Consider the following 245-nt stretch of genomic DNA (forward strand, 5'->3'; position numbering starts at 1 on the left):
CTATAAGAAGGAAGGGAGTGATCATTGTGGACTTAAAGATGAATGGCAAAACAGCGCTTGTGGCTGCAAGCAGCAAAGGACTTGGCAATGCGATCGCCAAAGCCATTGCGAAAGAAGGGGCAAATGTCATGCTGTCCGGGAGACACGAAGCGGACTTGAAAAAAGCCGCGGAAGAGCTGAACGGACTCGGCGGCGGCACCGTCTCTTATCAAGTATGCGATCTTGCAGACGCCGACGGGATCAAA

1 protein-coding gene is annotated in these 245 nt (G+C 52.2%); it reads left to right on the forward strand.

What is annotated here, in order from left to right; all coding sequences use genetic code 11:
- Positions 1-17: 17 nt before the first annotated feature.
- Positions 18-245, forward strand: a 228-nt coding sequence (locus CH339_RS25910) for an SDR family NAD(P)-dependent oxidoreductase (RefSeq protein ID WP_146610319.1), incomplete at its 3' end; no start/stop codon positions are given.

The organism is Rhodobium orientis, assembly GCF_003258835.1.
Lineage (GTDB): Bacteria > Pseudomonadota > Alphaproteobacteria > Rhizobiales > Rhodobiaceae > Rhodobium > Rhodobium orientis.